Below are 14,474 nucleotides of genomic sequence, written 5' to 3'. Positions count from 1 at the left end.
AACCAGGGGACCGGCCTCATCAGAAGCTCTGAGGAACTTTGTTCTGTCCGGTTCCCCGCTGGCAAAGAGAAAGTTACTCCATGCCCTCAGAGGCCTTGAAACCGGGGGGTCCTAACTGCGTCCGGCCCCGAATTCCGGCCTCGACGGCAAGATCCACACTACTTCTGACCTGCGGATCCGCACATAGAGTGGCCCAGGCCACTATATGACCGCGCGGATTGCCCGCTCGAAACCGACGATGTGGACTTTCGCCAACTCGTGCGCGCGGTCACCTTCTCCGGCGGCAATCGCCCGCAACAGGTCGACGTGTTCGCCGACATGCTCGGAGACCGTGGTCAGTCGATCAAGAAACAGGCAGAAGATTCGGGTCGCCAGGTTGTCGTAGCGGATCAGCACGTCTTCCAGGTGCGGATTGCCCGCCGAGGCGTAGATCGCGCGGTGCACCGCGAGGTCCCAGCGCATCAGTTCGTGACTGCCGATCGCGTCGACGTCCATCGTCTCGGTACGTGCCGCCATCTCCTCGAGCTCGGCCCGCACGTCTCGGCTCGCCACCCTGGCCGCCCGGCGAGCCGCCAGGGGCTCCAGCTCGAGGCGAATCTCCGAGATGTGAGCCAGGTCGGTGATGTCCACACCCGTGGCGAACGTGCCCCTGCGCGGGAACGACACCACTAGGCGGTCGCCTTCGAGGCGTTTGAGCGCTTCCCTGACCGGCGTTCGTCCGGCGCCGAGCGAGCGCGCGAGCTCGTCGTCGTTGATCGGGTCGTTCGGCCGGATGTCCAACATGATCAGCTGGTCACGGATGGCGAGGTAGGCCCGATCAGCCAGCGAAATCGGCGCAGTCATCGGTCCGGGGGACGACGGAGTATCGGGGATCGACGCGGCAGTCACGAGCTCATCATAGGACTGACACCCCAGAGGGTTGACGGAAGCATCCAAGTGAAATACCTTCGTGACCATCTTAATATACCAGTTGTGCATCTGCCACCCCGGTGAGGGGAGGACACCATGACCATCAGCGTCTTCGACCTGTTCAAGGTCGGTATCGGGCCGTCGAGCTCACACACCGTCGGACCGATGCGCGCCGCCCATTCCTTCGTCACGCACCTCGCGGAGAAGGGCCTGTCGGCCGACGTCGCGCGGGTCCGGTGCGAGCTGTTCGGCTCGCTCGGCGCGACCGGGCACGGGCACGGCAGCGTCAAGGCCGTCGTGCTCGGGCTGCAGGGCGAGCAACCTGATCTCGTCGATCCGGTCGCGGCCCAGGCACTGGTCGACCGGGTCCGGGACGAGGGAAAGCTGCACCTCGGCGGCCTCGCCGCGTCCCCCATCGTGTTCGCGCTGGACGACGACGTCGTACTGCACCGCAACCGGACGCTGGACTTCCACAGCAACGGCATGGTGTTCACCGCGTTCGATCCCCTAGGTGGTCAGATCGACCGTCGCGAGTACTACTCCGTCGGCGGCGGATTCGTGCTTGACCAGGATTCGGCGGGCAACCCGGCGATCGTCGCGGACCCGACCCCGGTCCGCTACCGGTTCGGCACCGGTGACGAGCTGCTGGAGCTCACACGGGAGACCGGGCTCCGGATCAGCGAGCTGATGCTGGCCAACGAGCTGTCCTGGCGCACCGAGGAGCAGGTCCGTGCCGGGCTGCTGCACATCTGGTCGGTCATGCAGGACTGCGTGCAACGCGGCCTGCGCACCGGCGGAGTGCTGCCCGGCGGACTCAAGGTCCGTCGCCGCGCGGCGTCCCTGTACGAGCAGCTGCAGTCCGGCACGGATGACACCGATGCGCTGCGCGCCATGGAATGGGTGACCGTCTACGCGCTCGCGGTCAACGAGGAGAACGCCTCCGGTGGCCGCGTCGTCACCGCACCCACCAACGGTGCCGCCGGCATCATCCCGGCGGTTCTGCACTACTACCGGCAGTTCATCGGCACGTTCAGTGACGACGGGATCGTCGACTTCCTGCTGACCGCCGGCGCGATCGGGCTGCTGTTCAAGGAGAACGCGTCGATCTCCGGCGCCGAGGTCGGCTGTCAGGGCGAGGTCGGTTCGGCCTGTTCGATGGCCGCGGCCGGGCTCGCCGAGGTCATCGGCGGCACCCCGGAGCAGGTGGAGAACGCGGCCGAGATCGGCATCGAGCACAACCTGGGGCTGACCTGCGACCCGGTCGGCGGGCTGGTGCAGATCCCGTGCATCGAGCGCAACGCCGTCGGGTCCATCAAGGCCATCACCGCCGCACGGATGGCGGTGCGCGGCGACGGACGGCACCACGTGACCCTGGACAAGGCCATCAAGACGATGCGCGAGACCGGGGCGGACATGAAGGACAAGTACAAGGAGACCGCCCGAGGCGGGCTCGCGCTCAACATCGTCGAATGCTGAAAGGTTCATCGTGGCCCACCCACTGACCCTGACCCTGAACTGCCCGCAGCGCCCCGGCATCGTGCGTGCGATCAGCACATTCCTGTTCGAGCAGGGTTGCGACATCGTCGAGCACCAGCAGTTCGACGACGCGCAGAGCGGCAGCCTGTTCCTGCGCACCTCGTTCGTCTCGGCCGGCACCGACCTGGCGAGCGACGTCTCGCGGCTGACCGACGCGTTCGCCGAGGTCGCCGAGCGGTTCGACATGACCTACAACGTGACCGGCGACCGGGGCCAGCGCGTCCTGGTCATGGTGTCCAAGCTCGGGCACTGCCTCAACGACCTGATCTTCCGGTGGCGCGCGGGCAGCCTCGGCGCCGAGCTGGTGGCCGTCGTGTCCAACCACGAGGACCTGCGGCCGATGGCCGAGGCCGCCGGGCTGCCGTTCCACCACGTCCCGGTCACCCCGGCCGGTAAGCCGGAGGCCGAGGCGAAGCTCCTGGAACTGGTCGGACACTACGACGTCGACCTGGTCGTGCTCGCTCGCTACATGCAGGTGCTGTCGGACACGCTGTGCACCGCGTTGCACGGCCGGGCGATCAACATCCACCACTCGTTCCTGCCCGGTTTCAAGGGCGCCAAGCCCTACCATCAGGCGTTCGACCGGGGCGTGAAGCTCGTCGGCGCGACCGCGCACTACGTCACGCCGGACCTGGACGAGGGCCCGATCATCGAGCAGGAGGTCATCCGCATCGACCACACCTACGACCCCCGCAGCCTGGCGACGGTGGGCAGGGACGCGGAGGCGCTGGCCCTGTCAAGAGCGGTCCGCTGGCACTGCGAGAGCAGAGTCCTCCTGAACGGCCGAGGCACGGTCGTCTTCCGCTGACCACGCCGTCCGAATGTCACGAATGTGGCTTTAGGGACGTTGAACGTCCCTAAAGCCACATTCGTGCCTCGGCGGCGGTGGTGTTGGCGGTGTGAGCGGTAGGTAGGGGCTGGGGAACGGTGGTTGGCGTAGCCGCGGCTGCGGCGGCGTGCAGAGCTGGGATTATGCAGCGGTGAGCATTGGTACGGGCTGGGCACGGTTCGACGATCTGCGTGCCGGGACGGCGTTGCTGTTCCCGGCCGCGGACCGGATCGTGGTCGCCTCGCGAACCGATGAGGTGGCGGAGGCACTCGCCGAGGTCGAGCGGGCCACCGACGCGGGGCGGTGGGCGTTCGGCTACGTCGCCTACGAGGCCGCGGCCGGTCTCGACCCGGACCTGCTCACGCACGACGCCGAGGCGGACGGCATGCCGCTGGTGTGGTTCGGCATCGGCGACGCGCCGAGCCCGGCCGCGCCGCTGGTCCCGGGGCCGTCCGACTACCGGGTCGGCTGGCGGCCGGGGTGGACGCCGGAGGGATACCTGGGTGATGTCCGGCGGGTGCACGAGCGGATCGCCGCTGGCGACACCTACCAGTGCAACCTGAGCGTCCGGATGCGTGGCGAGGTCCGGGGCGATCCCTCGGACCTGTACCGCGACCTGGCGTTGAACCAGCGTGGCTCCTACAACTCCTACCTCGACCTCGGGCGGCACGTCGTCGCGAGTGCCAGCCCTGAGCTGTTCTTCCAGCGTCGCGGTGACGAGTTGCTGCTGCGTCCGATGAAGGGCACCTCGCGGCGCGGCCGGTACCTGCGGGAGGACCACGATCGGGCGATCCGGTTGCGGTCCGACGAGAAGGAACGCGCCGAGAACATCATGATCGTCGACCTGATGCGCAACGACGCGGCGCGGGTCGCCACGACCGGCAGCGTCCGGGTCCCCGCGCTGTGCACCGTCGAGCGCTACGAGACGGTGCTGACGATGACCTCGGACGTCACCGCGCGGCTGCGGCCCGGAGTCGGGCTCGTCGAGCTGTTCCGCGCGCTGTTCCCGTGCGGATCGGTGACCGGGGTGCCGAAGCCACGCACGATGGAGATCATCCGTGAGCTGGAGGACGGCCCGCGCGGCGTGTACTGCGGTGCGATCGGCTGGGTCGGGCCGCCCGGCGAGCCGGTGAGCGCCCGGTTCAGCGTCGGGATTCGGACCGTGGCGATCGACCGGACCGCCGGCACCGCCGTGTACGGCACGGGCGGTGGCATCACCTGGAGCTCCGATCCCGACGCCGAGCACGCCGAGCTGCACGCGAAGGCCGCCGTGCTGCGCGCGCCGGAGCCGGAGTTCGAGCTGGTCGAGACGATGCGTCACGACCCCGTCCACGGCTTGGTGAACGGGGACGCGCACCTGCGGCGGCTCGCCGACTCGGCCGAGTACCTCGGTTTCCGGTTCGACGAGGCCGAGGCGATCGAGCTGCTGGACTCGCACCTGGCCGGGTGCGGGGCGGCCGTCGTCCGGCTGACCTGCACCCGCGCCGGTTCACTGCTCGTGAGTGTTTCGGGCGCCTATAGGCGCCCAGACCACTCACGAGTAGTGGTGGACGACGAGCCGGTCGACTCGGCCAGTCGCTGGCGCTACCACCGGACGACGTTGCGCGAATCGGACGGCCGGCGTCGCGCACAGCGGCTGGGTGTCGAGGACGTCGTCCTGGTCAACGAACGTGGTGAGCTGACCGAGCTCACCGGTGCCACGCTCGCCGTCGAGCTCGACGGCCGCTGGTGCACCCCGCCGATCTCGTCCGGCTGCCTTCCGGGTGTCGAACGGGCCCGGCTGCTCGCGCAAAGAATGGTGCACGAACAGGTGCTTCGTCCGGTCGATCTTGCGCGTGCACAGCGAATTCGCGCGATCAGCTCGGCCCAGGGCTGGCGCGCTCTGCAGGTAACCACTAGGACCCAAGTCAGCAGCCGAATCAGCACAGTCGCCTGACCTATCCAATGGAGGAGATCACTGTGGCGCAGGAAGTTCGCGCGGTCGTCGCGCACGCCAAGGGCAAGCCGGTATCGGTGGAGACGATCACCGTGCCGGACCCGGGGCCGGGCGAGGCCGTGGTCAAGGTGCAGGCCTGCGGGGTCTGCCACACCGATCTGCACTACCGCGAGGGTGGGATCAACGACGAGTTCCCGTTCCTGCTCGGGCACGAAGCGGCCGGGATCGTCGAGTCCGTCGGCGACGGGGTCACCGACGTCGAGCCGGGCGACTTCGTCGTGCTCAACTGGCGTGCGGTGTGCGGTACGTGTCGGGCGTGTAAGCGCGGCACCCCGCAGTACTGCTTCTCCACGTTCAACGCCGAGCAGCCGATGACCCTGGCCTCGGGTCAGGCGCTGTCCCCGGCGCTGGGTATCGGGGCGTTCGCCGAGAAGACCCTGGTCGCGGCCGGTCAGTGCACCAAGGTCAACCCGGCCGTCAAGCCCGAGGTCGCCGGCCTGCTCGGCTGTGGCGTGATGGCCGGGATCGGCGCGGCGATCAACACCGGCGGCGTGGGCCGCGGTGACTCGATCGCGGTGATCGGCTGCGGCGGTGTCGGCAACGCCGCGATCGCCGGAGCCAAGCTCGCCGGCGCGACGACGATCATCGCCGTCGACGTCGACGACCGGAAACTCGCCCTGGCACGTGAGTTCGGCGCCAACCACACCGTCAACTCCAAGCAGACCGACGCGGTCGAGGCGATCCAGGAACTGACCGACGGCAACGGCGCGAACGTCGTCGTCGACGCGGTCGGCCGCCCGGAGACCTTCAAGCAGGCCTTCTACGCCCGCGACCTGGCCGGCACCGCCGTCCTGGTCGGCGTCCCGACCCCGGACATGACCCTCGAGCTGCCGCTCATCGACGTGTTCGGCCGGGGCGGCGCGACGAAGTCGTCCTGGTACGGCGACTGCCTGCCCAGCCGCGACTTCCCCATGCTGGTCGACCTGCACCTGCAGGGCCGGCTGCCGCTGGAGAAGTTCGTCACCGAGACCATCGGCCTCGACGACGTCGAAGAGGCGTTCCACCGTATGGAACGCGGCCAGGTCCTGCGTTCGGTGGTGCTGTTCTGATGGGTGTCGAGCATCTGGTCACCTCCGGCACGTTCTCGTTGGACGGCGGTACCTGGGACGTCGACAACAACGTCTGGATCGTCGGCAACGACTCCGAGGTACTGGTCATCGACGCGGCGCACTCCGCCGACAAGATCGCCTCCGCCATCGGGGACCGCCGGGTCGTGGCCGTGGTCTGCACCCACGCCCACGACGACCACGTCAACCAGGCACCCGCGCTGGCCGACCGGTTCAACGCACCGATCCTGCTCAACCCGGCCGAAGCGCCGCTGTGGGACATGACCTGGCCCGACCGCACACCCGACGGTGAGCTCACCGACGGGCAGGTCCTCAGCGCCGGCGGGGTCGAGCTGCGGGTCATCCACACACCGGGGCACTCCCCCGGATCGTCGTGCCTGTACGCGCCCGAGCTGGGTGTGCTGTTCTCCGGCGACACCCTGTTCAACGGCGGCCCCGGCGCGACCGGCCGGTCCTACTCCTCGTTCGACACCATCGTCGAATCGATCAAGGACAAGCTGTTCCCGCTGCCCGACGACACCGAAGTCCGCACCGGCCACGGCGACTCCACCCGCATCGGAGCCGAGTCCCCCCACCTGCAGGAATGGCTCACCCGAGGCAACTGACCTCGTGAGTGTTGAGTGTGGCTATAGCCACACTCAACACTCACGAGTCTGTTTGTCAGTGGCGCGGGGTCACGGGGGTCCCCCGGGCTCCGGGCCGATGTAGCCGGGCCTGGACGTGTCGTCCATACCGACCTCGTAGGAGATGTTCGGCGCGATCTTGTTGGCGATGACCTTGCCGAACGTCGAGCCGATGTCGAACGCGAACGCCTTGTCCAGGTCACCCCGGATGTCGTTGAGCACGATGCTCACCCGTTGCGCGTCCTCGAGCATGACCGCCTGCGACGCGCCCGCCTCGCAGAAGTTGCGGCTGAACACGATGTCGCTGGTGTGGCCGATGCCGTCACCCTCGCCGTCGTTCGGCCCCTCCACGATCAGGCACTGGTTGTCGGTCTTCTCGCAGCGGTTGTTGTCGATGATCACCCGCTGGCTCGGCGCGGTGTCACTGGAGAAGGTCTGCATGCAGTCCGCGTGCGCCTCTTCGGTGTTCGTGATCCTCGAGATGGTGTTCTTGTAGATCTTCATGTCGTCACCGAAGAACCGCACGCCGTCGTAGTCCTCCCCGACGGGGTGGGTGACGGTGTTGTTGCGCAGCGTGAGGTGGTTGCCCAGCACGTCCATGCCGGGCGCCGACTCGGCGAAGTTGAAGTTCTCCACCGTCACGTTGTTGGCGTCCAGCGTGATGCCTGCCTGCGTGCCGCGGCCGTCGCCGGTGATCGTGATCGGCACCTGGACCGCGCCGGTCCGCTCGACCACGATCCGATCCTTCGAGCTGCCGAACACACAGAACCGGTCCCCCGGCTTCGCGGCGTCCACCGCTGCCTGGATCGTGGCGGGCGTGACCTTCTTGGCGCAGTGACCGGGCACCGGGATCGGGCGGGTCGCGCCCTCGCCCCGGTGCACGAAGTCCAGCGCCATGCCGAGCTCACGGTCCAGGTTCAGGTCCACCGCGGGGCCATCGAGATCGATGTTGATGCCCGGGCCGACGGGTAGTAAAGGGTCCGCCGAGGCGGTCGGCACGAGAAACCTCGGGCCGCCGATCCCGACGAAGGCAAGAATCGCCGCCGCCGCGATCACGGCGGAGACCTTGACGGTCCTGTTCAAGGCGCGGTTCGTCCTTCCCTCAGAAGCCAATCAGAAGACTGGACAGCCAGGGTTCGGCCTCAAATACGCCTCATTCGCCCCAGCAACACCAGGCGGCGAACTATAAAGGACACTCTTACCCTCTGTGTTACGGGGGTCACGTTACGCAACAACGTCTTCAGCTCTTGCGCATCTCGCGGCACGGCGTAGCTTGTTTTGTAACGCTGTTACGGAACAGGGAGCCGACATGCCCAACAAGTTCTTGGAAGACGCGTTCGCCCCGGTGCGCGAGGAGCTGACCCTGACCGATCTGCAGGTCAGCGGCACCATCCCGGACTACCTCGACGGGCGGTTCCTTCGCAACGGGCCGAACCCGGTCGCCGAGGTCGACCCGGAGACCTACAACTGGTTCATGGGCAACGGCATGGTCCATGGCGTGCGGTTACGCGACGGCCGTGCCGAGTGGTACCGGAACCGATGGATTCGCAGCCCGGAGGCGGCCAAGGCACTCGGTGAGACCATCCCGACCGCTCGTCGACCGGCTCCGTTCCCTGAGCCCGGGGCGAACACCAGCGTCATCCAGCACGCGGGGCGCACTCTCGCGCTGATCGAGGGCGGTGCCGTCAACTACGAGCTCACCGACGAGTTGGACACCGTCGGCTACTGCGACTTCGACGGGACGCTGCCCGGCGGCTACACCGCACACCCGCATCGCGATCCGGCCACCGGGGAGCTGCATGCCGTGTCGTACTTCATCGGTCGCGGCAACACCGTGCAGTACTCGGTCATCGGCGCCGACGGCCGCGCGCGCCGCACGGTCGACATCGAGGTCGCGGGCAGTCCGATGATGCACGACCTCGCGCTCACCGAGAAGTACGTCGTGTTCTACGACCTCCCGGTGACCTTCGACGCCAGGGAAGCAGTCCAGGTCGCGGTACCTCGGCCACTGCGGACACCGGCCCGGCTGGTGTTGTCCGCGCTGATCGGCCGGGTCCGCATACCCGATCCGATGACCGCGCTGCTCGGACGCGGGTTCCCGGCGAACGGGCCCTACCCGTACTCGTGGAACCCGGACTACCGGGCGCGGGTCGGGGTGATGCCCCGCGACGGGGCCAGCGCTGACGTGCGCTGGTTCGACGTCGACCCGTGCTACGTGTTCCACACGATGAACGCCTACGACGAGGGCGACACGATCGTGCTGGACGTGGTGCGCCACCCGGAGATGATCCCGGCGGATCACGCGGGTCAGGACCGGCCGCAGCTGCCGACCCTGGACCGCTGGACGATCGACCTCACCGCGGGGAAGGTCCGGGAGTCCCGGACCGACGACCATCCGCAGGAGTTCCCCAGGATCGACGAGCGCCTGGCCGGGCGGCGCCACCGGTACGGCTACGGGATCATCGCCGGGTTCGGGTTCGGCACCGAGACCAGTGGCGCTCTGCTGAAACACGACCTGGTCGCGGGTGGGACCCTCTCGCGGCGGTTCGGGCGGCAGCACAGCCTCAGCGAGTTCGTGTTCGTGCCGGACAGCACGAGGACCGGCGAGGATCACGGTGTACTGATGGGTCTGGTGTCCGACCTGAGTACGAACACGGCCGATCTGACGATCGTCGATGCGCAGACCCTGGACACCGTGGCCACGATCCACATCCCGGCCCGCGTCCCTCAGGGCATCCACGGCCACTGGGCCCCGACCGCCGGCTAAGTGCAGCTCGCACAGAGGTTCTCTACGTCGCACAGAGGCTCTGGCTTCTGTGCGGCGTGCACTCGGTCTGTGCGAGCTGGGTCCGGTCTGCGAGGTGTCTCAGTGCGCGCGGTAGGCGACGGTGTCGATCAGCGCTCTGAGTGTTTCGTCGGCGGGGGCTTGCAGTCTCAGCTCGGTCAGGGCTTGGTGGGCGGCGTCGGCGCCCGCGGTGATGCGGTGTTCTATCGCGGCGGCCGCGCCGGTGTCGATCATGAGCGTGCGGATCCGTTCGATGCCCGGCTCGGCCAGATCCTCGGCGTCCAGGAGGCGCAGGATCTCGGTGCGGTGCGCGGGGGTGGCGCGGTCCAGGGTGAGGGCCAGCAGCATCGTGGGTTTGCCGGTGCGGATGTCGTCGGCGTCCGACTTGCCGGTGATGTCCGGCTCACCGAAGGCACCGAGCAGGTCGTCACGCAGCTGGAACGCCTCACCCAGCGGCAGCGCGTACCGGGAGTAGACGCGGAGCAGCTCGGCGTCGGCGCCGGCCAGGACCGCGCCGAGGTGCAGCGGCCGTTCGATGGTGTATTTCGCCGTCTTGTACCGGATGATGCGCGCGGCCCGCTCCACCGATAATCCCCGGGCGCCCTGCTCTGCCACGTCGAGACACTGCCCGGCGATCAGCTCGGTGAATGCCGTGGACATCAGCCGACGGGCCGCCTGCCGCCGCCCGGCGGGAAGGTCACATTCGTCGAGGAGGTCGTGGAACCAGCCCAGGCACAGATCACCGAGCAATAACGCGATCGCGGTGCCGTAGTCCTCGGCGTTGCCGTGCATACCGGCGCGCACGTGAAAGTCCGAATGCTGACGATGCACCGAAGGAGCACCTCTGCGTTGATCACTTCGGTCGATGATGTCGTCGTGGATCAGGGCGAAAGTGTGCAGGAGTTCCAGGGCCGCACCCGCGGGGATGATTCGGTCGTCGTCGGCCCCGCCCGCGCCGCGCCAGCCCCAGTAACAGAAAGCGGGTCGGAGTCGCTTGCCTCCGTCCAGGAACGTTGTGACGCTCTCGATCAGTGCCTGACCGGTCGGCACGACGTCGATGAATCGGGCGCCTCGGTCCGCCACGAAGGCCGACAGGACGCGGTCGGTCCGTTCCCGTACCCGTTCGACGTCCAGCGGGTGGGTCCGCAGGAGGGCCGTCATCGCCGCGCCTGCCCGCCCGGCGACCTCGGCAGCGCGAAGTGCACGTCCTCCACCGATGTGCGATCGATCTGGACGTCGCCGAACCCCAGTCCGGCGAGCCTGCGCACGAGGTCTTCGACCAGCGACTCCGGTGCGCTGGCCCCCGCGCTGACCCCGACGACCGTCGCTCCGGCGAGCACGGCCGGGTCGAACGAAGCCGGGTCGGGGACCAGGTGCGCATCGGCCCCGGCTGCTCTGGCCACCTCGACCATGCGCATCGAGTTGCTCGAGTTCTCCGCGCCGACGACCAGGACGACCTCGCAGCGCGCGGCGAGGGACTTCACGCCGACCTGCCGGTTCTGGCTGGCGTAACAGATGTCGTCCCCGACCGGACCGCGTGCCTCGGGATACCGTGCGCGCACCGCCTCGATGATCTCGGCCGTGTCGTCGAACGAGAGGGTGGTCTGGGTCAGATAGGCGATCGAAGCGCCCGGGACGTCCAGCCGTGCGACGTCCTCCACGGTTTCCACCAGTGTGGTGCGTTCCGGGGCCTCGCCGAGCGTGCCCTCGACCTCGTCGTGGCCGGCGTGGCCGATCAGCAGGATGTGGCGACCCTCGGCCGCGAACCGGCGTGCCTCCTGGTGGACCTTGGCGACCAGCGGGCAGGTGGCGTCGATCATCGTCAGTCCTCGGGCGCGGACGCCGTCTCGCACCATCGGCGAGGCGCCGTGTGCCGAGATGACACAGACCGCACCGTCCGGGATGTCGTCCGTCGAGTCCACGAAGCGTGCACCGCGCGCCTCCAGGCTGTCCACCACGTGCTGGTTGTGCACGATCTGCTTGCGGACGTAGACCGGCTCGGCGTGGGTCTCCAGGGCGCGCTCGACGATGCGGATGGCCCGCTCGACCCCGGAGCAGAAACCGCGGGGCTCGGCGAGCACCACAGTTCCGCTTTCTTCGAGTTCGACTGAACTTTCAACGATCTCCGCGTGCATCACGCACTCCAGCAAATGGTGATCAATATTCCTCCGGCGTGGCCGCGCAGAGCGAGCGCACGCTATTTCAGGGCCCGCGATAGGTGCAAGCCAGATCCAGTCGAGCTACGGGTATCACTGAGAATCATGCTCCTTATCTCAGCAACGCGGGGCGCGTCACGTCGTGTTTACCACCTGATACTCGTCACAGAAGCTAGTTCAGGCTACTCTTCCAGCCTTAACCTGGCTTTAGGTCGCCACCGTAGGCCTGCCTGGACCGAATCCGAAAACGAAAGGTTGGCTTGTGGAGCTCGTCATTCCGGATCAGTTGGAACAGATTTCCACGCCGGTCAGCCCTTTCGGTGATCACGCGGATTCCGAAGCGTTGCGGTGGGCGAAACAACTGGGGTTGCTCCGAACGGCCGATATCGAGCACCGGTTGGCCAGGACCCGGCCGGGCGCGCTGGCGGCACACTGCTACCCGCACGCCGGGCCCGAGGACCTGTGCCTGCTCGCCGAGTGGATGAGCTGGCTGTTCGTGCTGGACGACCAGGGCGACGAGGGGCTCCACGGGCGGCGGCCGGAACTGTTCTCCGACGCGCTGGCGAACCTCGACCTGGACACTCCCGGCAACTCCGACGACCCCCTGCGCGCCGGGCTCTCCGACCTCGCGCAGCGCGCTGAGCAGCGGATGTCACCGTCGTGGCGGCGCCGGTTCCGCCGGCACCTCGCCGACTACTTCACCGCGAACGTCTGGCAGGCCGGGCATCGCCGGCTGGACGAGGTCCCGGACCTGGAGGTGTTCGCGCGGATGCGGCGCGACGCGGGCGCGGTCATGCCCTCGTTCGACCTCATCGAGTACACAGAGTCGGCCGCGCTGCCCGCCGACGTCTACTACAGCCGCACCTACCAGCGGCTCCTGGTCACCTCGGCGGACGTCGTGTGCTGGACCAACGACCTGATGAGCCTGGAGAAGGAGCTCGCGCACGGCGACAACCAGAACCTGGTGCTCGTGCTGCACCACGAGCGGGGCATCCCGCTGCAGGACGCGGCGCACGAGGTGACCGTGCGCACGCAGCGGCAGCTGGAACGGTTCCTCGCGGCGGAGCGGGAGCTGCCGACGGTGTGCGACCGGCTGAAGGTCGGCGACGAGGTGCGGGCCACCGCCGACGCATGCGCCGCGATGTTGAAGGCCTGGATGGTCGGCCACGTCGCGTGGGGCCGGGGCACCGCGCGCTACCTGGAGGTACCGGTGAGCGCCGGGGTCTGCTCGTGACCGCGCGGGTGATCGTCGTCGGCGGCGGGATCGCCGGGCTGAGCGCCGCGTACCGGCTGCGCGAGGCCGGCGCCGAGGTGACCGTCCTGGAGCGCGCGAACCGGGTCGGCGGTCGGATGCACACGATCGAACGCGACGGCTACCGGATCGACGCGGCGGCCAGCGTGCTGCCCACGACCTACCGCAACACGCTGCGGCTGATCGCCGACGCGGGTCTCGGCGGGATGGTCCAGCCGACCAGCGACGTCATGGGGATCGCCGGAGCTCGGCACGTGCACCGGTTGCACAGTCGCAGGCGTACCGGGCTGCTGACCACCGGGCTGCTCGGCGCCCGGTCCAAGCTGTCGCTGGCCGGGGTGCTGCGCGATCTGTACCGGCACCGTCGGGTGCTGGAGACACCCGGCGCGGCGGGTATCCGGGAGCTGGACGTCGAGTCGATCGTCGACTACGGCCGCCGGCACCTGACCGCCGAGGCGCTCGACTACTTCGTGCAGCCGCTGACCGGGGACTTCTACCTGACGCCGCCGGACCAGCTGTCCGTGGTCAACCTGTTCCTGCTGCTGCGCACGATGATCGGCGCCGGGTTCGTCAACTCGGCCGAGGGCATCCGGTTCCTGCCGGAGGGTCTCGCCCGGCAGCTGGACGTGGAGCTGTCGGCCACCGTCACCGAGGTCCTCGAGACCGCCGGCGGGGTGCAGGTGACCTGGGAGCGGGCCGGGGAGCCGGAGCGGGTCGTCGACGCCGACGCGGTGGTCGTGGCGGTGCCGGCGGTACACGTCCCGTCGATGCTGCCCCGGCTGGACACGGCGAGCCGCGACTACCTGAAGAACGTGCCGTACGCGCGGAGCCTGGTCGTGACGCTCGCGCTGCGCAGTGCACCGGACGAGTCGGCGATGTGGCTGACCGTGCCGGACCGCACGCATCCGGACGTCAACGTGATGATCCTGGACCACAACAAAGCGCCCGGCCGGGTGCCGCCCGGTGCCGGGCTGGTGACCGTGTACTGGCACCGCGAGTGGGCGTCGCGGCACTGGGATCTGCACGACGACCAGGTGCTGGCCAAGGCCATCGCCGGTGCGGCGGAGGTGTTGCCGGAGATCGAGAACCAGGTTGTGGCCGGGTACGTGTGGCGGTGGGATCCGTGCACGGTGGCCCGCCCGGTCGGCGGTTACCGCGCTCTGGCCGACTTCACCGCCGGTCTCGACCCGGGCTCGCGCATCCAGCTCGCCGGGGACTACCTGCGGCTGACCACGGTCGAGGACAGCCTCACCTCCGGCGGCGAGGCCGCCGCGCGGGTGATCGAGCAGCTGGGCGTACGTCGATGACGGGGGACGCCCAG

The 14,474-nt window shown here is 68.5% G+C and carries 12 protein-coding genes; 8 read left to right on the top strand and 4 right to left on the bottom strand.

Translation table 11 applies throughout. The features are described from left to right. Positions 1 to 201 precede the first annotated feature (201 nt). Positions 202 to 843 (bottom strand): GntR family transcriptional regulator, encoded by a 642-nt coding sequence (locus G406_RS0120720; protein WP_051342437.1) that lies wholly within the window; start codon positions 841 to 843, stop codon positions 202 to 204. A gap of 162 nt (positions 844 to 1,005) precedes the next feature. On the opposite strand from G406_RS0120720, the gene G406_RS0120715 reads away from it, so the two are divergent. From G406_RS0120715 to G406_RS0120695, 5 genes are all read left to right on the top strand, one after another. Beyond that, on the top strand, positions 1,006 to 2,385 hold the full coding sequence (locus G406_RS0120715) for an L-serine ammonia-lyase (RefSeq protein WP_028935293.1): 1,380 nt from the start codon (positions 1,006 to 1,008) through the stop codon (positions 2,383 to 2,385). A 10-nt stretch (positions 2,386 to 2,395) separates the two neighbouring features. After that, entirely contained in the window at positions 2,396 to 3,253 is an 858-nt protein-coding gene (gene purU / locus G406_RS0120710; RefSeq protein WP_028935292.1) for a formyltetrahydrofolate deformylase, read from the top strand. Positions 3,254 to 3,425: 172 nt separating this feature from the next. After that, on the top strand, positions 3,426 to 5,210 hold the full coding sequence (locus G406_RS55235) for a chorismate-binding protein (protein ID WP_064742982.1): 1,785 nt from the start codon (positions 3,426 to 3,428) through the stop codon (positions 5,208 to 5,210). 23 nt (positions 5,211 to 5,233) lie between these two features. Then, complete coding sequence (locus G406_RS0120700; RefSeq protein ID WP_028935291.1) at positions 5,234 to 6,319, top strand: S-(hydroxymethyl)mycothiol dehydrogenase; 1,086 nt, start codon at positions 5,234 to 5,236, stop codon at positions 6,317 to 6,319. Next, positions 6,319 to 6,942, top strand: coding sequence for an MBL fold metallo-hydrolase (locus tag G406_RS0120695; protein WP_037077621.1), 624 nt, complete (start codon positions 6,319 to 6,321; stop codon positions 6,940 to 6,942). Before G406_RS0120700 ends, G406_RS0120695 begins: the two co-directional genes overlap by 1 nt. A 69-nt stretch (positions 6,943 to 7,011) precedes the next feature. On the opposite strand, the gene G406_RS48440 is transcribed toward G406_RS0120695, so the two are convergent. Continuing rightward, the gene (locus G406_RS48440; RefSeq protein ID WP_051342436.1) at positions 7,012 to 8,043 is read right to left on the bottom strand and encodes a right-handed parallel beta-helix repeat-containing protein; all 1,032 of its coding nucleotides are present in this window, start codon (positions 8,041 to 8,043) and stop codon (positions 7,012 to 7,014) included. A 226-nt stretch (positions 8,044 to 8,269) separates the two neighbouring features. On the opposite strand from G406_RS48440, the gene G406_RS0120685 reads away from it, so the two are divergent. Then, positions 8,270 to 9,727, top strand: a complete 1,458-nt coding sequence (locus G406_RS0120685) for a carotenoid oxygenase family protein (protein ID WP_028935289.1) — start codon at positions 8,270 to 8,272, stop codon at positions 9,725 to 9,727. A gap of 99 nt (positions 9,728 to 9,826) precedes the next feature. Here the strand turns inward: G406_RS0120685 and G406_RS48435 are convergent, their stop codons facing one another. Both G406_RS48435 and ispH read right to left on the bottom strand, forming a co-directional pair. Continuing rightward, a complete protein-coding gene (locus G406_RS48435) occupies positions 9,827 to 10,906 on the bottom strand; it encodes a polyprenyl synthetase family protein (protein ID WP_051342435.1) in 1,080 nt (359 codons plus the stop codon). Next, a complete protein-coding gene (gene ispH, locus G406_RS0120675; RefSeq protein WP_028935288.1) occupies positions 10,903 to 11,826 on the bottom strand; it encodes a 4-hydroxy-3-methylbut-2-enyl diphosphate reductase in 924 nt (307 codons plus the stop codon). Before ispH ends, G406_RS48435 begins: the two co-directional genes overlap by 4 nt. Before the next feature lie 337 nt (positions 11,827 to 12,163). Here ispH and G406_RS48430 point away from each other — a divergent pair, with 337 nt between their 5' ends. Together G406_RS48430 and G406_RS0120665 are read left to right on the top strand one after the other, a co-directional pair. Beyond that, entirely contained in the window at positions 12,164 to 13,135 is a 972-nt protein-coding gene (locus G406_RS48430; RefSeq protein WP_051342433.1) for a terpene synthase family protein, read from the top strand. Continuing rightward, positions 13,132 to 14,460, top strand: coding sequence for a protoporphyrinogen/coproporphyrinogen oxidase (locus G406_RS0120665; RefSeq protein ID WP_169736746.1), 1,329 nt, complete (start codon positions 13,132 to 13,134; stop codon positions 14,458 to 14,460). Before G406_RS48430 ends, G406_RS0120665 begins: the two co-directional genes overlap by 4 nt. The last annotated feature ends 14 nt before the right edge of the window (positions 14,461 to 14,474 follow it).

The organism is Actinospineispora spinosispora DSM 44797 (assembly GCF_000429025.1).
GTDB classification, from domain to species: Bacteria; Actinomycetota; Actinomycetes; order Mycobacteriales; family Pseudonocardiaceae; genus Pseudonocardia; species Pseudonocardia spinosispora.
The sequence above is the reverse complement of the archived record's forward strand: the minus strand, read 5'-3'. Positions and strand labels throughout refer to the sequence as shown.